Raw genomic sequence first — 20,619 nt, 5'->3', positions numbered from 1 at the left:
ATGTCCTCCGAAAAATATCGTCTTTCTTCAGTCACTAATGCCATGAGAATTCTAAATATATTTAAAATTAATAAAAACAAGGAACTTAGTGTTACTGACATTGCTAGTCAAACGAATGTACCAAAAAGCACAGCTCATCGGTTAATTACAACGTTAAGAAAAGAAGGGTTCCTATCTCAAAACCCTCGTACAGGAAAATATCGTTTAGGCTTAGCCTTGCTTACACTCGGTGGTGTTATTTCTGTTCACAAAGAAATTTACCGAGAGGCGTTTCCTTATGTAGAACAGCTTGTTCGGAAGATAGATGAAACTTGCCATATTTGCCTTCTTGAAGAGCAGCATGTGGTGTATTATTACCGGGTGCATCGGAAAGCCCCTGAACACCTTGTCACCCAAGAAGGACGAAAAAGTCCGGTTCATTGTACAAGCGAGGGGCTGTTATTGCTTGCATTTCAAGAGAGCTCTTATCAAGAACGTGTTCTATCTGAACCACTCTATCGTTTCACCCGTTACACCATCACAGACCCCGAAAAAATCCGTTCCAGGCTTTCAACGATAGCAGCAGAAGGCGTTGCTATTAGTGAAGGGGAATACTTTGAAGGATACACCAGTATCTCCGTCCCTATCAGGGATTATTCTTATAATGTTGTTTCTTCATTAACACTGGTTTCTCAAACAAATCGTCTGAAACAAAAACAGTACTCCTATTATGTGAAACAATTAAGATTAACAGCCTATGAAATTTCAGAAGCATTAGGATATTATGGTAATATATAAAAAATGACTGATTTCAAAAGGTTTACTTTTGAAATCAGTCATCCTTATCTAACAAATTAAAAACTTACTTCCATTAGGACCAATCGGGAAATATCCCGCTTCTAATATCGTAATAATAGAATTAAAAGGGTTTTCTGCCCAACCTTTTCTATCAGATAACGCTTCCCACAGGCATGCCAACACACTCACATACATAACATGCGTAGAGACAAAAGCTACAGTTTTTTCATCTGAAAAAACTGTAAATGCTTTATCAAACGCTTTTACGTAGACAAGTTCAGGCATATGGTATACAAGTTCATCAATAATATCCATTCTGCCAGTCCATTTACTTTCTTCAGCTATACGGTCCGGCAGGTGATATAAAACCTCCCAAACGTCACTTCCTGTGACATTGAATGTACTTATAGTTTCGGGTATATCCTTCAAACTGACCCACTCTATGTTTGGTTGCTTCACCTTTAATAACTTCGTAAACTGGTTTATCTCTCTTTCCACATCGGCATTTGGGGAGCCGACGGCTGAAAACCAGTTTATACGATGAATTCGGTCAACCAGCTCAGCGGCTTGCTCACTTTTTGGCCTAAAGCCATAGGTTTCTTTTTTCACCGTCTGCAACAATTATCATCCTTTCGCTTAATATTTTGTTGTCAATTCCGGCGGCCCGAACTTTGGCCCGTAAGGTCCCTCATCCAACCACCTGCCAAGCTTCGGAGCTACCGCAGTTAAGGAAGCTGCTACCTCTCTTTTTAAATTCATTTCTGGTGAGTCTCCTTGTAAATGATGAAGAGCGGTAGAAGAGCCGTCCCTGTTCCATTTTGCAGCAATTCGACGCTCAATAGCTGATGCATCAATAGATTTTAGTCTTGCTTGCTCCTGGTTTTCTTCCTTTAAAGCCTGATCAATCCCTCTTACCGCTATCAGGGCATCAGGAACCCCTGAGTTTAAACCCCTTGCTCCAAATGGGGCAAATAAATGTGCCGCTTCTCCTGCAAGTAAGACACGGCGGTGTTCATCAGTAAATGAATCAACAACTACTTGATTAAAGCGGTAAGAAGAAACCCATGTAATTCGCTCTGCGTATTTTGGGTCCATGACTTTAGGAAGCCATTTTTTAACTCCCTCAATTTCTGTAAATTCTTCTGGATCATCTTCTGGAAGTAATTGAAGATCTACCCTCCAACCACCTTTAAACGGTACATGCATCACATTACGACCACCCATAGCGGGGTGCTGATAATGAAAAATACGTTCTAGTGGCAAAGGATTATCCTGGTCTTCTTCAATATCTACTACGAGAAATGTATCTGCTGTACGTGGACCTTCAAACTTCAGGCCTGTAGACTGGCGGATCACAGAGCGAGCACCATCTGCACCAATACAATATTTCGCATTCCATTCTTCTCCATCCGAAGTAATAAGCTTGACACCTTCCTTGGAAGTTTGACAGGATTCAATAGGTGCTCCCCATTTAAATTCTACCCCGGCTTCGATACATGCATTATAAATATGTTTTTCAATTTGATCTTGGTGTAAAGCTGTAAAAGGTGGTAGCTTGTCCGAATTATTCGTATCTGTAACTCCGTAATTTTTCTTGTATACTTCCTTGCCCTTATAAAGAGTTCTCTTTACCGGCCATACTATTCCGTTACGAGCTAGTGTGAAACCAAGTCCAGAGGATGTTTTTTCCAATAGTTCTAAACTATGGTTATGAAGATAAATTGCTCTACTGCCAGGCCTTGGATGCCCGAACGGATCGGCTTCTAGTACTACTGATGAAATCCCCTGTTTTTTTAAAGCGAGAGCTGCCGTCAAACCTACAGGCCCAGCTCCAGCTACAATCACATCTCTATGGTTACTCATTTTTCTCTCCCCTTTACCGACTAATTGTAATCGCTTTCTACTACCAGTGTAATCATAATAAAAACGTTCATCTTACTGTTTTTTCTGCTATGTGGGATGCTATCATTTTTCTTCTTTAGAAAAGCAAAACGATGAAGGTTTTCACTGCGTAGTCAGAGCTTCTTTAATGAAATCCGGCACTGGAACAGCTTTCATCTGATCCTTTTCCACTGTTGTCCATGCTCGCTTTTCATATCCATTGGCAATAACGGAATTACCTTTTATAAATTCATGACGAAGTCTAAGTACCTTCCTATTTATCTCTTCGATAAAGGTAATGACCTGCACCTTGTCATTATGCTTTAATGGAGCTTTAAATGTGCAGGCAGCTTCGAGTAAGGGGAGTTGAATTTTATAATTTTTTTGCAGAGCAGGAGTTGAATAACCAGCTGCTTCAAAAAATTCATGCGTTGCTTCATCCATCCACTTATAAAAGTTAGGATAATACACAATAGTTGCTGCATCGGTGTCGCCCCATCGTACTTTAATATGGTAAGTATTCTTCATGTTTCTCATCCTCTCTCTTGTGTTAACTTGATGTTACCTTTGTTTTTACTATCACTGGTATGTACATTTTCTTTTATACGAAATCATTAAAAAAATTAACACTTCATTTACAAATCCACCAAACTTTTATTCTATTGCCTTTAGCTATTAAGTTTTACTAAACATGATTAACAAAAAGAATCTGTTAAAGGTGTATGTTAACTTTTTATAGTTACTTGTTTGAAATTAAAAGCGCTAAACGCCTTATAAAATCTTGTTAATGAAAATAAAGTGAAGCATGGAGGGTACAAGTGCTTATCTTTTAACGAAAATCAAAACTAAAATGTAACAAAGTCAATAAAAAAACCACCAAAATTAATCTGGTGGTTGATCTTTTGTTAAGGGTGTAATTTTATTTGTCCTTTGCCTCAGGCTTAAGTGAATAGCATACTTTATGCTGTTCAAGAGCCATCGTAACTCTCTCGATTCAAAAGCTAAAATTAAGTAATTCTTTTTTCCGTCTTAAAAAGGAGGGTATTTTAATAATCCTTTACTCTTGAAACAGTGAGCCCATCCCCAAGTGGGATAAGCAGGGACTCTAACGAAGGATGTTCAGCTACTGTTTGATTAAATTGCTTCATTACTTCGGTGTACCGTCTAGGATTCACACTATTATCTGCGACACTACCTCCTGCAAGGACATTATCTGTCACAATATATGCCCCAGGTTCTGCGAGCCTTAGGCTGTAATCTAAATAATTTTTGTAGTTTTCTTTGTCAGCATCAATAAAGAAAAAATCAAATTTTTCATTTTCTTTTACAAGCTGTTCAAGGCTTTTCAACGCTTCCCCTGTCAAATATGTAACCTGGTCTCCAAAGCCGGCTTTAGTAAGGTTACTTTGTGCCAGATTTGCATATTTTTCCTCTAGTTCCAAGGATGTCAACGTTCCTTTTGTCCCAAAACCCCTGGCAAGGCAAATACCACTGTATCCTCCAAGCGCTCCTATTTCTAATACCTTTTTAGCGCCAGACATTGAAATGAGCATTGTAAGAAACTTACCAGAAGTGGCAGAGACAGAAATGTCTGGCATGCCGTTATCTTTTATGGATGCAATCACTTCCTCAAGCAAAGGATCCTCGGTAAGAAATACTGACTCAATATAATCATTCATTCTGTTCATACTAACCATTTCCTTTCCTGCTTTCCCTCTTTTACAGCTAGCTTTCAATCCAAATCATTTGACTACATTCTTTGATTATCATATCAATGGCTTTTCGTTCCCAACTAACTTGATGAATAGACTGAAATTCCGGTGTGAACTCTGTAACAGTTTAAATGTAAACAAAAGTATAAAAAACGTCAACCTAATTGAAAATGATTTTCAACTAATCAAATGTATTTCAATATTATAAGTCTTCCATCCGACTGAGCGTAGTATATGATCATTTGGAAGCTTATCCCTCCCTGTGAACAATATGAACAAAATACCGTTATTGTCTCTTATTTTTCTTAGATACATAATCTATTCTCTCTTTGTACAGGCATGATAAATTGTTATACATATCAGAAACTTCGAAAAAAGTGAATATTCCTTGTATGTGTGAAAGCGTTTTCTTGAAATTTTAGTAAGTTATGAAAGGAGAAAAATCTGCATGTTAAGTATCATAGGATTTGCTACAATAATCACGATCGTAGCCTTACTTCTTAAAGGGAAAGTATCACCAATTATTGCTTTGGTAATGGTTCCGATCATTGGAGCCCTGTTTGCCGGGTTTGGGATAGTTGAAATTGGAGAATTCTTTAGTGAAGGAATTGACAGCGTTATTAACGTCGTTATCATGTTTATTTTTGCTATTCTCTTTTTTGGAATAATGCAAGACGCTGGATTGTTTGACCCTTTTATAAATAAGATGATTGCAATCTCTAAAGGAAATGTTATTGCAGTGGCTGTCGGAACCGTTATCATAGCTGCTGTCGCCCATTTGGACGGTTCAGGAGCCTCTACATTTCTTATTACCATTCCTGCCTTGCTCCCTTTGTACAAACGTCTGAAAATGAGCCCGTACCTCCTTCTCTTATTGGTAGGTACAGCAGCCAGTATTTTAAATATGCTCCCTTGGGCTGGTCCCCTGGGTCGTACGAGTGCTGTACTCGGAATGGATCCTACTGAATTATGGAGACCCCTCATTCCGTTGCAGGGAATTGCTCTTGTGCTGTTGATAGGAATGGCTGTAATTTTAGGAATTCGTGAAAAGCGTCGCATTGCTAAACTTAGTGAAACCGAGTCAGCTCATTTAGAAGCAGCGTCTGCCCAAGAAGCGGCCGACATTAATGAGCCTGCGGAAGAAAAAACAAACGAGTGGGCACGTCCGAAACTAATCTGGTTAAACCTTTTACTTACATTAGGCATGATCGCAGCACTGGTCTGGGGAGAGATTCCAGCAGGTTTTGTCTTTATGATCGCTTTAAGTATTGCTCTGCCGCTTAATTACCCGAAAGTAAGCGACCAGATGGATCGCATAAGAGCACATGCACCAAATGCTCTTCTCATGGCCAGCATTATCCTCGCTGCAGGCTCTTTCCTGGGAATATTAGGCGGAACCGGAATGCTGGATTCAATTGCTGTCGACATGGTAGCTATTTTACCCGCGTTTATCGTTCCTTATCTACATCTTGTCATTGGAGCGTTTGGTGTTCCTTTTGAATTGATTCTAAACACTGATGCCTACTATTTCGCACTCCTTCCAGTAGTGGAACAAATTGTAACAGGTTACGGAGTAGACACTTTTTCTGCTGCTTATGCCATGATTATTGGAAATATCATTGGAACATTTGTAAGTCCTTTTGCCCCTGCCCTGTGGCTTGCTCTCGGGCTTGCCGGCTGTGAAATGGGGAAACATATCAGGTATTCTATATTCTGGGTGTGGGGCTTCAGCCTGGTCTTAATGGCCGCAGCTATCATGATTGGTATCATTTCTATATAAGGAAAAAAACGCCCTGCAAAAGTTGCGGGGCGTTTTTCACTCTCCTTATTTGTTTAGGTTTTAATGTACCTTCTTTCTGGTCTTCCTACCTCCCCATAAATTAACTCCGTTTTTGCGCGATTTGTTACAACCAGATACTCTAAATATCTTCTGGCAGTCGATCGGCTTGTTCCAATATGTTGACCTACTTGCACAGCTGTACATCCATTGTTTCTGCTCTCTTCAAGGACTACATCCACTTTTTCCAAGGTCAAGGGGTCAATTCCTTTGGGAAGCTTTTCGTCTCCACCTTCTCTCTCTTCAGGTGAAGCCTTTATTCCTCTTATCGCATCCAGCTCTTCTTGTGTGATTTCCTGTTTCCTATCAAGTAGTTTCTGCTTTTCAACGTACCGTTCAAAGGCCTGGCTGAGCCGGTTAAAATCAACTGGCTTAATAATGTAATCAAAGATTCCCCCTAGCATTGTCTGTTTAATGGTATCTGCTTCTTTGGCTGCCGTTACCATTATTATTTCAATGCCGGCGTATTGTTTCCTGATCTTCCACATCAATTCCAATCCCTCTACATCAGGTATATATACATCCAATAATATTATATCAGGGAGCACACTTGTTTCTTCCAGATACTCTAGTGTTTCTTTACCGGTGTTTGCAATGCCGGCCACCTGAAATCCTGAGATCTTTTCCACGAACTGTTTATTTATATTGGCTACACGAAAGTCATCCTCAACGATAAAGACATTGTATATGTTCTTCTTAGTTAATGAGTTGCTCATATTGACCACCCTCTGCTTTCAACTCTTTAGGGACTGTAAAAATAAAACAGGCACCACCGAGCTCACTCGTCTCTAGAGATAACTCTCCCCCTGCTTCTTCTAAAATCTGCTGTACTAAGGAGAGGCCTATTCCCCTGTGAGTACCTTCCTTCGTTGTAAATCCTTTCTGAAAAACCTTTTCTATATGCTTTTTTGCAATACCCGGGCCGCTGTCTTCAATTTCAAAAAGAATGTCATGGCCCATATCAGTAAAAAACACATGGATAACAGGGTCATTTTCTCCTTCTAACACAGCATCAAATGCATTTTCAAACAAATTCCCTATCACTGTTACTAATCCGTCTCTTTGTTTTTCTGTAAGCTGTGTTACTAATTCACTGTGTGGATGAATTTCCGTTTTAATACCCAGTTCATGGGCTCGATTTAATTTACCTAATAAAACAGCACTGACATAGGAATCACTGACATTGCGAATGAAGAAATGAATCCATTCTTGCTGCTCTTTACTTTCTTTGTTTATATATTCAACAGCTTTTTTTGTTTGATTCAGCTGAAGAAATCCTGATATTGTATTTAATTTATTTGAAAACTCATGGGTTTGAACCCGCAGTGCTTCTGAATATTGTTTAACGTTTGAAAGCTCTTCAGCCAGCTTTTCCACTTCCGTACGATTTCGGAAGGTTGACACAGCCCCCATTAATTTATTTTCATAGTATATGGGAACTCTGTTAACGATAAACCGCTCTTCATTGACCCACAACTCTTTATTAAATTGTCTCTCTCCCGTTTCCAAAACCTCTGCCAGTTGAGTGTGAGGGATTACGTCCTCTATATATTTTCCAACGACCTTATCACTTTCCACCTGAAGGAGTTTTCCCGCCTGATTATTACACATCGTAACGATGCCCCGTCGGTCTACAGCAATCATCGCTTCGTGAATCGATTGGAATACCGATTCTCTTTCCTGGAAAAGGCGTCCAATTTCTTCTGGTTCAAGACCCAGGATTGACCTTTTCACGTGAAGAGAAATTAAAGTAGCGCCAATGATTCCAATTAGCATAAAGAGAAAAATCCAATACCACGTTTCTGTTACATAGTTTCCGATCGTCATTTCAACGTCGTCAAGTAAAAAACCAACAGAAACGACACCGATTATTTCACCCTCAGCCGTAATGATTGGGGCTTTCCCACGGATCGAGGGGCCTAGAGAGCCTGTTGCTTCAGAAACATAAGACTCACCAGAGTATAGAGCCCGGTCATTATCATCGCCTACCATTGTCTGTCCAATTCGATCTTCATTAGGATGAGAATATCGTTCTCCATCTCTATTTCCAACAACAATGAATTCAGAATCTGTCTGAGTGCGTATGGCCTCTGCAATCGGTTGAATCACTTCAGAAGGAGAAGATGATGAGAACGCTTCCTGTACTTCTGGTATTTCTGCCACAGATTGAGCCACACTCAGCGCTCGAATGCCAATTTGCTCTGACACCGTATCTGAGTGTTTTGCATTTGTGTAAAATCCTAGGATAACCAGCATGAAGATAATCAAGGAGCAGATTAATATGATCATTTTCTTTAATAAAGTAAACCGGTAGACAGGGATTCTATTAGAAAAAGGCATTCTATTATTTACCTGGTGCATAACCTGATCCTTTCTTATTCTAATAAGGCTCCGAGATTTATTTTACTACATTTTGCTGTTAGAAGAGTGATGTTCTTGTACAGTTATTTGCTATGACCCAAAATAAAAAGACCTACGCCGCTGTCACAGCACCTCAGGTCTATAAAACAAATCCTTGCTTATGTTATTTCCTTTTCTAATCTTCCTGTGAAATAAACCCAGCTGCCTGTGTTCCGCTTTTTCCATTGATTTTGGTAAAGAAGGATTATTTATGCAAGTTCCCGCTAAATAACTCAACTTGTATAGTCTCACCGTCTTCATTCGTGTATTCGTAATCAACGGATGCAAACCTATCCTCTCTTGCACTCCCCGCATCAATAACAACAGAAAAACCAGTTATCTTTGGAAGAGTAGAAGGATCCATGTATCGTTTAAAGGCAAACACAAAAGACGCTATTGCACTTTTTTTGCGCTCAACATACCACCATTCATCTCCAAGTGGGTAAAACTTTGGACGGTGTTTTTCAAAAAAGCGAAGGATAGTCTTTTCCATAATAATCCCTCCTTATTGTGTTGAATAAGGGCCTTATCAGATGAAAGAATTGATTTCATCGTGTGTTTTTAATCTTAGAGTAAGAGAAAAATTTGTTTGTAAAACAGAGGAAGTTGCTTACGGGCCTTCAAGAACCTGATTAGCGGCTGGATAATAATTCGCAGTATAGACTTTTCTCTTTTTGTCCTGATGTATGATTTCAATTTGATAATCGTTTCCACCCATTTCAATACTGTAACGAGGATATTCTGGAAGAGGATCGAGAGTCATAAACTCGATTTGTCCGGGGATCAGCTTTCCTTTGCCTAAGGGGTAGGTGACACTCATTGCTTTCTGCATTCTTGGACGAACTCTGCGTGGTTTTGTTCTCCGCACCACTTGTACTTCATATAATAACTCTCCATTCTTAAAGAGATTGATCACATCTTTACCTCCTTCCGTTTCTTCCATTATAAGGTTTATATGAAAATAATTACAAGTTGTGAGATGATAAATAGATAAGCATTCACAGAAGCAAGAAAAAGTGGAAAGCTGGATACATAAATGCCCTCTTCACGCCTGGTTATTTTCTTTTTCTGCATTGCACCAATGAGTGAGAAAGCGGGAATACACTTTTGTCACTTCTTTCATGCTTCTCAGATCCACCCACTCATTACTACCATGCATATTGCCCCCGGCAGGACCGTAACATGTAGCCGGAATTCCAAAATATAAATTAAAAAACCTTATATCCGTTGTACAAGTAATAGAGGTTGTTTCAAAAGGTGTGTGGGAAGTCTCTTCATGGCTTTTTCTTAACACTTCAAACAATTCCGATGATTGATCGAGTGAGACACCATCAGCGTGGAAGCCGTAAAAGGTTATCTCCGGTGGATTTTTTTTCAGCCAGCTGTCTTTTACGGCGGCTTTCAGCAGCCATTTCTTAACTTCTTTTTTAATATCAGCCGGGTTTTCATCAGGGTAAAAACCTACCCTGGCTTCTAATACACATTCAGAGGGCACACTTGAAGGCCAGTCACCTGAATGAAATGTTCCGACGTTAACATTCAAGGGATGAGGATGATCCTTATAATCTTTATGTTTACGTCGATTATTTATATAGTTTCTGTATGTTTCAAGTGCTTTGATCATTATATATCCCTTTTCGATGGCATTCACAGCCTGGTAGGCTCGTTCGGTATGAGCACCTGAACCTTTTACTTTTACTCGAAGCCAAATTACTCCAATTTGTGAAATAACAGCTTTTTGAGCAAAGGGTTCCGGAATAAGAGCTCCGTCTGCCTTGTATCCTCTCATTAAGGCTGCCAGTGCCCCATTTCCTGTGCACTCCTCTTCTATTACCGTTTGAAAACTCAGGTCTGCTCCAAGCTCATAACCCGCTTCTTTTACCGCTCTGTAGGCAAAGATCATAGCAGCAATTCCTGATTTCATATCCTGTATTCCCCGGCCATACATTTTGTCACCGACAATGGTTGCTCCCCACGGATCGTAATCCCAGGCTGAAGAAGGCTCAGGACTGACTACGTCTACATGTCCTTGAAGTATTAAACTTTTCCCTGTCTTCTTCCCTTTTCCTTTTTTGCTGCCTATCACTACCGGCCGCCCTTCATAAGACCACTCCGGCACAGAAAAAGCAGGATGAACAGAAAGCTCCTTAACGTCAGGGACAAATGAATCCACTTCAAGCTTCAGTTCATTTTTAAAATAATTGGCGAAAAATGATTGCAAGGCTCCTTCATTCCCTAAAGTGCTTGGAAAACGGCCTATATGCTGAAGAAATCTGACCTCCTCTTCCCATAGATCATCAACCTTCTCATAGATCTCTTGCATCATCTTATTTTTACCGTGATTCACTAAATCTCCTCCTTTATCTATAAGACTGGCAGAAGAAACTTTTTCATGCTTGTCACCTATTATCTTCTAAAAAAATCCTCCCCACTCTGTCCCTTGCTTTCATAGAGGGGATTCTTGTTTCTATCAAAGGACAAATATGATAGAGTAACACTAGCTTTTTTAATGAAATGTAATTGCTCCCAGGTGATCCCAGGGTTTTTACACTGCTATCATTTTCTTCTTACTAAATATCATACTTTTGCACTTTTATATGTATGCTTGGGTGTTGTGTTTTTATTTCAAACCTTCCCCACTCACCCTTCAATTTGTGAGTTTCTGCCTAAATACTTTGAAAGGAGGAACAGTAAGATGGAAACAACCTCGAGCCAAAAAGGCCTTGCTGTTATGGCCGTAATTTTAAGTGTACTCTCTCTTATTATTCCAGTGGTGTTTGCAGTTATTTCAGCTGTTCTTGCCCTTTTTATTACTGGGAAAATTAATGACCCTGCTCAGTACAACTTAAAAATTATTGCGAGATGTCTTGCTGCCTTGGGATTGATTATTAGTGCTATATACTTCTTTTTAACTTTTATGTAAATAGAAGATAAAATAGGCAGAGTATTGACTATGAAAAAAAGAACGTCCCTTACCACGGGAACGTTTTCCTCATACAAACTACTTAATTATTTTTGTTTGCGGGCTTTTTTCAAAAGATTTTCACTAAATAGTATAGAAATACTGTACAATCCAGCCAAACCGACAACCGCATACACTATGCGGGATAGAATAGCTTCCTGGCCGCCAAATATGGCAGCTACAAGATCAAATCCAAAGAATCCAACAAGTCCCCAATTGACTGCAATAATGATGATCAGCACTAAGGCTGTTTTTTGTCCTGCACCCATTTTATGACCTCCTTTGGTTTGAAGCTACTAGTTTATAAAATCAAGGAGTATCCAGCTCCTTGGTTTTACTTAAACTAGGTCGCAAATTAAGAATAAGGTCCCATTGACGCTTCAAATCTCTAGAACCAGCCCCCCTTACACAAGCCTGCTCCCTTTTCTATTAGGCCATCATCCTTCCAACCTCCTTATACCATTACCTCCTGTCGATCAAGCTCAAATCATGACATTTGTATGATTTAAGACTATGGCACTCCTTGCTTCCTATGACTTATATCATCATTTCCCCTATATCATGTCTCCCCACATAAGGAGTGAAATGAGTACAGCTTTTGCTTCTTTTTTAGAGTAGGTTCAGATTATGCAGACCACTCTCCAAATACCTTGCTAGTAAAAAAATAAAGCCGCCCTGAATCAGGCAGCTCTATCAAATGATTTATCTCCATGAGGCAAAAATGGCAAGCAAAGTTTTTTGTATTTTTTTAGATAAAATAAGGTAGAAGCAAGAAGAACAGCTCCCATCACTATAGAAAGCCTCCAGACACTTTCTACTAACAGCGGAGTAGAATCCATAAAGATAGACGCTCGAAACCCCAGTACTGAATAGGTCATGGGAAGCCAACCGTGAAGACTCTGCAAGGGAGAGGCAAGCAGTTCAACCGGGAAGCTCCCTGCGCTTCCGCCAAGCTGAAGAATCAGGAGAATGATAGCTATAAAACGACCTGGGTTATCCAGTATACCCACGAGACAAAAGACGATCGAAACAAATACAATACTTGTAAAAAGGCTAAATAAAATAAACCCAGCAGTATTTTCAACAGACAGGCCAATAATAAAAAGCAAGAATACAGCCACTAGCATAGATTGTAAAATACCGACTGTTACAGCAACTCCAAACTTCCCGCGAAACCACTGCCACCCATTTTCATGAGAAGCCAGCGGGGTACGAAAAGGGTAAATAATAGAAAGTGTGAGACCGCCCACATACAGGCCAATAGACAAAAAGTAAGGAGTGAGACCTTCTCCATAAGAATAATCAGCAGCTGGAGAGGGGCTTTTTGACTGGACAGGATTTGCCACCATTTTTTCCTGGTTTTCAGAAGGTGTATAATCCATCAACATGTCACTTAAATTTGTTAAGCTGGCATTTAAATCTTCAGATCCATCACGTAACTCATGGAGACCCTCTGCGAGTTCAAAGCCACTCTCTTCTGCCTCCCCAAGTCCGTTCGATAGCTCTGTTGAACCTGTCTCAAGAGCCTGTAAACCATTGTTTAAAGCCTTTATTCCTTCATACGCTTCTTCTTCCGCTACAACAACCCCTTCATAAAAGGATTCAATATCTGACAACCCATGGTGGACATCATATAGTACTTCCAGCACTGAATCATTCATGACCTCCAATTCTTCTTCCATCTGTCCTTCATTTAAACTGTGGGGCAGTGAAGATTGAGCTGATTGAATAACTCCCTGGATATCTTCAAGATATAAAATCAGTTCGTCACTCATTTGCTGGATTTCATTATTAACATGACTGATCGTATTACGGTACTCAGCAGCATCCTCTTCAAGTGAAGCTAATACTTGATTTACTTCTTTCTGTTTTGCCCCCATGCCTTCATCAATCTCATGCACCTGATTCTGTAGCGATTGGAACGCCTGCTGTATTTCCTCTCCCTCATGTTCAGGTAAAAGCATGGTAATATTGTTGTACCATGCTTTTAATTCCTCGCTTTCTCTCCATTCCGGGTACTCCTCATCCAGGAGAGATGGTAACTCTTTCAGCAGATAATGAATATCCTCCAGTGCATTCAGTGGGTCCTCCATCTTTCCTTCAATCTTTTTAGTATACTCCTCCCATTCTAGTAGTGCTGTCGAGATTTCATCAATTGAGGAAGTAAGACTGGACGCATGACCTTCCACGGTATAAAGTACCTTATCTATCTCCTCATAAATCTCCTCTGTCCTTTGCTGAACCTCGCTTGCCTTTACAGTGATATCATGAATAGAGTCATCTGCCTGTGCAAGGAGCCCATGGATCTCCCCCAGATGATTGTTTACCTTTTCAAAGGAGTCACCTATTTCTTCAGCATCTGAGTCTTCAAGCAGAACAATACCTTTTTCTGTTTTCTCTGCTGCTAATTCAAATACTTCCTTTATTTCTTTTCCTTCCTCTGTTTCATGGAGGTAGTAATGCACCTCCTCTGCTCCAGCCAGAAGCTGATTACTTCCCGAAGCTGCTTCATAAACTCCCTTATCGACCTCTTCTGAACCTTTCGTCAAAGAAACCAGGCCCTCATTTAGTAATCTTATATTTTCTTCGGCTTTTTGGTTCCCTTCCGCAACATCAAGTGATCCTTTTTGTAAGGCAGAAACAGCTTGAGTAAGCTCACTAAAAGCATCGTTTGCAATTTCAACATAGGCTGCTGTTAAGGCTCTAGACAATTCCTGCTCAATTTCTTCAATAGCAGTTTCGGCAATTTGAGAAGATACATAGTTATAATCTTCATTAATATCATAATAAATGTTTGCCTGGGCTGGGTATGTTTCTGTAACCGAGCCAATTTCTTCAGAAAATGTTTTCGGTATTTCCACGTAAAAATAATAGGAATGGTCTTTTAATCCTCTTTGAGCCTCTTCCTTTGATACAAAGTCAAAGGCAAGAGAAGGATCCTTGGATAATTCTTTAACGAAATCATTCCCAGCTTCTATTTTTTCTCCGTTAACCTCCGCCCCTGTGTCCTCATTAACAACAGCTACAGGTAAATTTTCTAATTGACCATATGGATCCCAAAACGACCAAATGAGAAGCCCTCCATATAACAAAGGCATTAGAATAATGCCAATGATTGCAATGAACAATTTCTTAGATGTAATGATGCCTTTGAGTTCTCCAGTGTACCCTTTCATAATTCCCCACTCCATTTTTGACCATTTCATTCAAGTGGTCATTTTTAGTCTAAAAAAATTTCACTTCGTTTTCTTGTCCAAAGAAAGGAAAAGCAACAGGAAGAAATCTTAATGCCCTATTGCTTTGATGATAGACTTTGTGATCTGTTCTTACTTAAAATGCCTCTTGTTAAATGTTTGTTAAAAAACCGTACAATTTCATCTTTTCCTAATGGCTCATAAATTTCAGAGTATTCCACAGTCACAGCCATATACAGCTTGTAAATTACAAACGCCGTGATGTGAGGATCATCTACATTGATCTTTCCATTGTTTTTCGCTGTTTCAAGCAGCCTTTGAATACACTCAATAATGAATTCCTCCACTTTTTCCAAAGCCTGTTTCGCATTTGCTGAACCAATCGTTGAAACTTCCTGGCTTAGCTTCAACAGCAGCTGATGCTGTTTTCTAAAGGTAAGAATTTCATATAGTGCAACAGAAATGTTCTCCTCTACTTCCTTCTCAGGGTCAATGGAATTATCAAATACATGCTGAATTTCTTGCAGTATTTGTTCGAGCACGGCTTCAAACAAGCTTTCCTTACTTTCAAATGAAGTGTAAACTGTTCCTTTTCCTATGTTAGCCAACTTAGCCACTTGATCTATTGTCGTTTTCTTGTAACCAAACATGGAAAAAGAGGAAGCAGCAGCTTTCACAATCATCTCTCTTTTGTTTTGTAGCATAAGCACAGACTCCTCTTAACTGACCAGTTTTCTGTTTCAGTCACTTTTTTAGTTTATCCAAGTTCCTAGTCAAAAGCAACTTCTTTTTTGTCAATACCTACGATTTTAAATTATGATATATGGTTTATTTGCTCAAAATAAGGGGAATTTAATTCATGATTTCTAAAAACAGTTCTTGCTCCGCTCAGCCTGTATTCCTCTTATCCTAATAAACCTTGTCAATTCCGGGTGATTTTGGAAGAATGGTTGTCTACTATATTAGGAAAGGTTGATCAGATGGAAAATTTATTCAGGAATGATACGTGGCTTGGAGAGCTTGTAGGGCTGGGAAACGATCTCCTTTGGACTTACATACTTATAGCCCTTCTTCTAATTCTAGGTTTTTATTTTACCTTTGCCACAAAATTTGTTCAGTTTCGTTTACTAGGTGAAATGTTTCGCCAACTCTTTAAAGGAACAGACCGTACAGCGTTCAAAGAACGCAAAGGAACCACGCCATTTCAGGCATTTGCCATAAGCACGGCTGCAAGGGTAGGTACAGGAAACCTGGCCGGGGTAGCTGTTGCCATTTCATTAGGTGGGCCAGGGGCTATCTTTTGGATGTGGCTCATCGCCTTAATTGGTGCTGCTACAGGATTTATTGAAAGTACGTTGGCTCAGATTTATAAAGTAAAAGACAAAGACGGATTTCGCGGCGGGCCGGCTTATTACATGGAAAAGGCCTTGGGAGCAAGATGGCTTGGTCTATTTTTTGCCGTTTTAATTACTCTTTGCTTTGGGCTTATTTTTAACGCCGTTCAAACACATACGATTACAGATGCTTTTGTCGGCGCCTATGGGATTAGTCCTGTATGGGTTGGAATGATCGTCGCCCTCTTAATTGGTATCATAATTTTTGGCGGGATCAGGCGGATTGCAGTTGTCGCAGAAGTGATTGTTCCTGTATTCGCCATCGCTTATATTCTTGTTTCGTTAATCATTATGATCATTAATATTACTGAGCTTCCTGCTGTATTTTCCTTGATCTTCAGCAATGCTTTCGGTCTTCAGGAAGTTGTCGGAGGTGGTTTGGGAGCAGCTATTATGAACGGAGTACAGCGCGGCCTTTTCTCTAATGAAGCCGGGATGGGAAGTGCGCCAAACGCTGCAGCTACCGTTTATGTTTCTCACCCAGTCAAACAAGGACTCATTCAGTCTCTCAGTGTATTAATTGATACTCTCGTTATTTGCAGTGCTACTGCTTTCCTTATTCTCCTTACTGATATCTATACTGTGGGCGAAATGGAAGGCATACAGCTGACACAAGCAGCCATGACAGCACACATTGGGGATTGGGCTTCACTGTTTGTCACAATAGCAATCTTTTTCTTTGCTTTTAGTTCACTGCTTGGTAACTACTACTACGGAGAAACAAACGTGGAGTTTATATCAGAAAAGCCGATTTATCTTCTTCTTTTCCGAATTGCGTTTCTTATTATGGTTATGGTCGGTGCGATGAGTGAATTAGAATTAATCTGGTCCATGGCTGATTTATTTATGGGAATGATGGCTACTGTTAACCTTATTGCCATCGCTATCCTGGGAAGAATTGCTTTTAAAGCACTGAAAGATTACCAAACCCAGCGAGACCAGGGAGATGATCCTGTCTTTTACCGAAACAGCATTGAAGGGCTTAAAAATATTGAAAGCTGGGATAACAAACCGGAAAAAAACACATCAAATAAATAATTGTAAAACTGCTTCTTTGCGGAAGCAGTTTTTATTTTGTTCACTGATAATACAAATAAAACACCGGCGCGATTGCCGGTGTCCCCTCAGGTCCTATGAATTATTATAAACCTGCATAATCTCATCTTTCGCAATATCCTCATTTGCCACTTCGATCTCCCGGTGTGCATCGACTGAACCCCCGGTTATCTCTTCTGTGCGAGTAAAAGGCTGATTACTGCTTGATCCGGTTCTTACTCCAATTTCCCCCTTTGCATCTGCCTGGGTTGGAAGCTTAAACTTCTTCTTGGCTTTTTTCACTTTTTTCACCTCCTCTTTTTAGCTTTCACGATTTTCCTCTATCATCACCACCCAGTTATTTCCTATTATAGCTCCATTATGTATATACGCCTTCTCAAATGCCTATCCTGACAGCAAAAGCATTATTCATTCCTGTTTTGAAAGGAGTATTAAGGATGAAAGCTGATAAAGGACTATTTACAAATGAGGAAATACACGCTTTGCAAACCATACAAAAACAAAAAGAAAACGCCAGAAGCATGGTAGAACTCTACTCTCTAGAAGAAAAAGAATGGGATATTTACCACACTGCATTGCGGGAAAGGAAGAGAAGTATATGAAATTTAGACCATTTGATCATTTAAGTCATTCAGATATTTCCACGATAATGAAGCTTAGGGAAAAAGTAAATACTTCTTGTACCCTCCAAGAGAAAAACAAATATGAAGGAGATATTGCTGCTTTGATGCAGAAAAGCTGGATGCATTTCAAAAATCTCCACTTAACCAAAAGATAACCTTAAAGGATATAGTTTTTGTATATATTCACTTCTGCGTCAAAAGTATAATTCCACACCTTCTGCTAAATATATGAAGTAATATGATCTATCTTATTACTTGGCAGGAGGGTATTTTTATGGCTATGACGGCTGCAGAAAAATTAATCAAAGCTCACCTTGTTTCAGGTACGATGAAAGCAGGAGAGGAAATTGGCCTGAAAATCGACCAGACACTCACACAGGATGCAACCGGTACAATGGTCATGCTTGAATTAGAAGCAATGAATCTGGACCGGGCACAAACCGAAGCTTCCGCTCAATATGTTGACCATAACGTAATCCAAGAAGACAGTAAAAACCCTGATGATCATTTATTTTTAGAAAGCGCCGCTCGCAGATTCGGTCTTTATTTCAGCCGGCCTGGCAATGGGATCAGTCACCCTGTTCACATGCAGCGGCTTGCAAAACCGGGAAAAACACTCTTGGGCTCAGACAGCCATACTTGTGCAAACGGCTCCATGGGCATGCTTGCTATGGGAGCTGGCGGAATTGATGTGGCAATGGCCATTGCCGGGGAACCTTTCTATTTAAAGATGCCTTTAATTTGGGGGATTGAAGTAACTGGAGAACTTAGAGACTGGGTCAGTGCCAAAGATGTGATCCTTGAACTGCTGCGCCGCCATGATGTGAAAGGGGGAGTCGGGAAAATCATTGAGTTTCACGGTTCCGGCTTAAAGAATTTAACAGCAATGGATCGCCATGTTATTGCAAACATGGGGGCTGAGCTTGGTGCCACCTCCACCGTTTTCCCTTCGGATCAAGAAATTAAGCGTTACTTAAAGACACAAAACAGACAGGGCGATTGGGTTGAATTATCAGCAGATTCAAAAGCAAACTATGACATTCACGAGAAGATAAATTTGTCTGAGATTGAACCATTGATCGCTAAGCCCTCAAGCCCGGGGAAAGTGGTGCCTGTCAGCGATATCGCTGGAGAACCGATTTACCAATCCTATATTGGCTCCTCTGCAAATCCGGGTTACCGGGACTTTGCAGTGGTTGCTGAAATTGTGAAAGACAAACAAATCGCTAGAGGGGTTTCCTTTGATATTAATCCTTCTTCCCGGCAAATATTAACCGACCTTGTTAATGAGGGGCACATTGCAAGTTTATTATCAGCTGGAGCCCGCCTTCATCAAGCTGGCTGTAATGGCTGTATAGGCATGGGCCAAGCACCAGCCACAGGACGCAACAGCCTAAGAACAACACCGAGGAATTTTCCTGGCCGTTCAGGAACACGTGAGGACAGTGTCTTTTTATGCAGTCCTGAAACAGCTGCAGCCTCAGCCTTAAAAGGAGAGATTACTGATCCGAGGACACTGGAAGAAAAATATCCCAAAATCAAAGAACCTCGACACCCTTCTCAAGACGCGGGACTTCAAGAACCTATTCCTATTGAAGAAGCAAGAGAAGTTGAGCTTCACAAAGGCCCTAACATTGCCTCCATTCCTGAAATGGATCCGATGCCAGATGAGCTGGTACTCCCCGTTTTGTTAAAAATGGGAGACAATATTTCTACTGATGAAATATTGGCTGGAGGTGCACGAGTTCTCCCTTATCGAAGCAATCTTCCTGAAATCAGCAAATTTACATTTGAGATTGTAGATGATACCTATTATAACCGGGCTAAGGGAGTAAAACCTCAAGGAGGACACATGATCATTGGGGGATTTAATTATGGGCAAGGGTCAAGCCGGGAACATGCTGCTCTCGCCCCAAGGTATCTTGGCATGCGTGTTGCCTTAGTGAAAGACTTTGCCAGAATCCACTGGCAAAACCTTGTAAATTTTGGTATTTTACCGTTGACCTTTGTTCATGAAGAGGACCACAACAATATTGAACAAGGTGATGTCATTCGCTTTTCCAATATCATTGATTCCCTGAAAAATAACAAGCCTCTCTATGGCGTGATTGAAGGACAAAATAAAAAAATAGAAGTAAAACATGCCCTATCTCCTCGCCAAATTGAAATTATACTCCAAGGCGGTCTTATTAACTGGGTGAAGGAAAGAGCAAAAGTAAAAATGAAAGAAGTTACCACCTAAACACAAAAAGCGTTGGATTCTTAAAAAGAAATGAGTGAAAAGGAGCTGACCTTAATGAACAGAGACAGTATTTGCAAAGCCTGCGATGGATCCGGCCTTCTTATGGATGATGAAGAATGGCAATACCATTGTACCGTGTGTGGAGGAGATGGGGTATTCAGCATGGATGAGACCCCCGAACCAGACAAGCCATTTTCAGTCGATGAAATGAATAGAACGTTAGAGTAGAGAAAAGACACGAGCCCCCAGCTTCTAAGAGGGGGCTCTTTTGTTTGCTGGTTTCCGTTTTTTTACTTTTTAATAAAACCAGGTCAGCCAAGTGCGTCTCATATCACCTGCCGAAGCCCTTACCCCTGGTTCTTGTTGTGATCACCCTGGGGTAGCAGCCAGATACAAGGGTATAATGTTTTCTCTATAGCCATTACATTGTTGAAAACCCAAAAAAGCACCCACAACATGGGTGCTTTTACTGCCTGGCAGCGTCCTACTTTCACAGGGAGTTGCCCCCCAATTATCATCGGCGCTGAAGAGCTTAACTTCC

General features: G+C 40.3%; 22 protein-coding genes. 8 read left to right on the top strand and 14 right to left on the bottom strand.

The features are described from left to right. On the top strand, positions 1-777 hold the full coding sequence (locus tag ACFPU1_RS02720) for an IclR family transcriptional regulator (RefSeq protein WP_385938316.1): 777 nt from the start codon (positions 1-3) through the stop codon (positions 775-777). A gap of 48 nt (positions 778-825) precedes the next feature. Here the strand turns inward: ACFPU1_RS02720 and ACFPU1_RS02715 are convergent, their stop codons facing one another. The 4 genes from ACFPU1_RS02715 to ACFPU1_RS02700 all read right to left on the bottom strand — a co-directional run bounded on the left by ACFPU1_RS02715 (position 826) and on the right by ACFPU1_RS02700 (position 4,346). After that, positions 826-1,395 (bottom strand): hypothetical protein, encoded by a 570-nt coding sequence (locus ACFPU1_RS02715; protein ID WP_385938313.1) that lies wholly within the window; start codon positions 1,393-1,395, stop codon positions 826-828. Positions 1,396-1,413: 18 nt separating this feature from the next. Further along, positions 1,414-2,640: an FAD-dependent monooxygenase gene (locus ACFPU1_RS02710; protein ID WP_385938310.1), complete on the bottom strand. Its 1,227-nt coding sequence runs from the start codon at positions 2,638-2,640 to the stop codon at positions 1,414-1,416. 141 nt (positions 2,641-2,781) lie between these two features. Continuing rightward, entirely contained in the window at positions 2,782-3,186 is a 405-nt protein-coding gene (locus ACFPU1_RS02705) for an acyl-CoA thioesterase (RefSeq protein WP_385938307.1), read from the bottom strand. 518 nt (positions 3,187-3,704) lie between these two features. Next, on the bottom strand, positions 3,705-4,346 hold the full coding sequence (locus ACFPU1_RS02700; protein WP_385938304.1) for an O-methyltransferase: 642 nt from the start codon (positions 4,344-4,346) through the stop codon (positions 3,705-3,707). A gap of 472 nt (positions 4,347-4,818) precedes the next feature. Here ACFPU1_RS02700 and ACFPU1_RS02695 point away from each other — a divergent pair, with 472 nt between their 5' ends. Beyond that, a complete protein-coding gene (locus ACFPU1_RS02695; RefSeq protein ID WP_100398689.1) occupies positions 4,819-6,150 on the top strand; it encodes a CitMHS family transporter in 1,332 nt (443 codons plus the stop codon). A gap of 53 nt (positions 6,151-6,203) precedes the next feature. On the opposite strand, the gene ACFPU1_RS02690 is transcribed toward ACFPU1_RS02695, so the two are convergent. From ACFPU1_RS02690 to ACFPU1_RS02670, 5 genes are all read right to left on the bottom strand, one after another. After that, positions 6,204-6,923, bottom strand: a complete 720-nt coding sequence (locus tag ACFPU1_RS02690; protein WP_385938301.1) for a response regulator — start codon at positions 6,921-6,923, stop codon at positions 6,204-6,206. Next, the gene (locus ACFPU1_RS02685) at positions 6,904-8,547 is read right to left on the bottom strand and encodes an ATP-binding protein (protein WP_385938298.1); all 1,644 of its coding nucleotides are present in this window, start codon (positions 8,545-8,547) and stop codon (positions 6,904-6,906) included. Before ACFPU1_RS02685 ends, ACFPU1_RS02690 begins: the two co-directional genes overlap by 20 nt. A gap of 265 nt (positions 8,548-8,812) precedes the next feature. Continuing rightward, the gene (locus ACFPU1_RS02680) at positions 8,813-9,100 is read right to left on the bottom strand and encodes a hypothetical protein (protein WP_385938295.1); all 288 of its coding nucleotides are present in this window, start codon (positions 9,098-9,100) and stop codon (positions 8,813-8,815) included. Positions 9,101-9,217: 117 nt separating this feature from the next. Further along, positions 9,218-9,523, bottom strand: coding sequence for a hypothetical protein (locus ACFPU1_RS02675; protein ID WP_054635784.1), 306 nt, complete (start codon positions 9,521-9,523; stop codon positions 9,218-9,220). A 129-nt stretch (positions 9,524-9,652) separates the two neighbouring features. After that, on the bottom strand, positions 9,653-10,954 hold the full coding sequence (locus ACFPU1_RS02670; protein ID WP_385938292.1) for an ArgE/DapE family deacylase: 1,302 nt from the start codon (positions 10,952-10,954) through the stop codon (positions 9,653-9,655). A gap of 348 nt (positions 10,955-11,302) precedes the next feature. On the opposite strand from ACFPU1_RS02670, the gene ACFPU1_RS02665 reads away from it, so the two are divergent. Further along, on the top strand, positions 11,303-11,530 hold the full coding sequence (locus tag ACFPU1_RS02665) for a hypothetical protein (protein ID WP_385938289.1): 228 nt from the start codon (positions 11,303-11,305) through the stop codon (positions 11,528-11,530). An 86-nt stretch (positions 11,531-11,616) separates the two neighbouring features. Here ACFPU1_RS02665 and ACFPU1_RS02660 read toward each other — a convergent pair whose 3' ends face one another. From ACFPU1_RS02660 to ACFPU1_RS02650, 3 genes are all read right to left on the bottom strand, one after another. After that, positions 11,617-11,838, bottom strand: a complete 222-nt coding sequence (locus ACFPU1_RS02660) for a DUF378 domain-containing protein (RefSeq protein ID WP_385938286.1) — start codon at positions 11,836-11,838, stop codon at positions 11,617-11,619. Positions 11,839-12,249: 411 nt separating this feature from the next. Next, a complete protein-coding gene (locus ACFPU1_RS02655) occupies positions 12,250-14,745 on the bottom strand; it encodes a YhgE/Pip family protein (RefSeq protein WP_385938284.1) in 2,496 nt (831 codons plus the stop codon). Positions 14,746-14,861: 116 nt separating this feature from the next. Next, complete coding sequence (locus ACFPU1_RS02650; protein WP_385938281.1) at positions 14,862-15,467, bottom strand: TetR/AcrR family transcriptional regulator; 606 nt, start codon at positions 15,465-15,467, stop codon at positions 14,862-14,864. Positions 15,468-15,743: 276 nt separating this feature from the next. On the opposite strand from ACFPU1_RS02650, the gene ACFPU1_RS02645 reads away from it, so the two are divergent. Next, positions 15,744-17,195, top strand: a complete 1,452-nt coding sequence (locus ACFPU1_RS02645; RefSeq protein ID WP_385938278.1) for an alanine/glycine:cation symporter family protein — start codon at positions 15,744-15,746, stop codon at positions 17,193-17,195. A gap of 93 nt (positions 17,196-17,288) precedes the next feature. On the opposite strand, the gene ACFPU1_RS02640 is transcribed toward ACFPU1_RS02645, so the two are convergent. Further along, on the bottom strand, positions 17,289-17,495 hold the full coding sequence (locus tag ACFPU1_RS02640; protein ID WP_385938275.1) for a hypothetical protein: 207 nt from the start codon (positions 17,493-17,495) through the stop codon (positions 17,289-17,291). A gap of 155 nt (positions 17,496-17,650) precedes the next feature. Between ACFPU1_RS02640 and ACFPU1_RS02635 the strand changes: the two genes are divergently transcribed. The 4 genes from ACFPU1_RS02635 to ACFPU1_RS02620 all read left to right on the top strand — a co-directional run bounded on the left by ACFPU1_RS02635 (position 17,651) and on the right by ACFPU1_RS02620 (position 20,306). Then, positions 17,651-17,815 carry a hypothetical protein gene (locus ACFPU1_RS02635; protein WP_157049779.1) on the top strand — a complete coding sequence of 55 codons (165 nt, stop codon included), beginning with the start codon at positions 17,651-17,653 and terminating at the stop codon, positions 17,813-17,815. Further along, positions 17,812-17,991: a hypothetical protein gene (locus ACFPU1_RS02630; RefSeq protein ID WP_385938272.1), complete on the top strand. Its 180-nt coding sequence runs from the start codon at positions 17,812-17,814 to the stop codon at positions 17,989-17,991. Before ACFPU1_RS02635 ends, ACFPU1_RS02630 begins: the two co-directional genes overlap by 4 nt. Positions 17,992-18,110: 119 nt before the next feature. Next, on the top strand, positions 18,111-20,078 hold the full coding sequence (locus ACFPU1_RS02625) for an aconitate hydratase (RefSeq protein WP_385938269.1): 1,968 nt from the start codon (positions 18,111-18,113) through the stop codon (positions 20,076-20,078). A 54-nt stretch (positions 20,079-20,132) separates the two neighbouring features. Continuing rightward, positions 20,133-20,306, top strand: a complete 174-nt coding sequence (locus ACFPU1_RS02620; RefSeq protein ID WP_198153434.1) for a hypothetical protein — start codon at positions 20,133-20,135, stop codon at positions 20,304-20,306. 119 nt (positions 20,307-20,425) lie between these two features. Here the strand turns inward: ACFPU1_RS02620 and ACFPU1_RS02615 are convergent. Then, positions 20,426-20,619, bottom strand: a 194-nt coding sequence (locus ACFPU1_RS02615) for a hypothetical protein (protein ID WP_385938265.1), incomplete at its 5' end; no start/stop codon positions are given.

This window comes from Thalassorhabdus alkalitolerans (assembly GCF_042656525.1).
Classification (GTDB): domain Bacteria; phylum Bacillota; class Bacilli; order Bacillales; family Marinococcaceae; genus Thalassorhabdus; species Thalassorhabdus alkalitolerans.
Note: the sequence above shows the minus strand (reverse complement) of the source record. Positions and strands in the feature narration are given on the sequence as shown.